The organism is Nocardioides sp. CPCC 206348 (assembly GCF_048654705.1).
Taxonomy (GTDB): Bacteria; Actinomycetota; Actinomycetes; order Propionibacteriales; family Nocardioidaceae; genus Nocardioides.
Window position 1 is genome coordinate 1 of the sequence record NZ_JBMCZA010000235.1, and the last position, 227, is coordinate 227.

Here is a 227-nt window from a genome sequence, read left to right on the forward strand (position 1 = left end):
GCCCTCGACTCCGCCTCGGCGTTCGCCGAGCTCCAGGTGCAGGCGCGCAAGCGGCTGGCCCACGGAGATGAGCAGCAGGCCGCGCTCCGGGCCGAGCGCGACAAGGTGCGCGACGGGCTGGTGCCGCTGAAGAACGACCAGGGCAGCCTGCGCCGTGAGCGGGACTCGCTGGAGTCCCGCGCCGGCCGGGTGCCGGCGCACCTGCACGAGCTGCGTGCCGAGGTCGC

At 75.8% G+C, this 227-nt stretch carries 1 protein-coding gene; it reads left to right on the forward strand.

Going from position 1 to position 227, the window contains the following annotated elements; all coding sequences use genetic code 11:
* Positions 1–227 (forward strand): hypothetical protein (locus ACOADB_RS26920; RefSeq protein ID WP_378606343.1); only part of this gene is annotated, 227 nt, incomplete at both ends.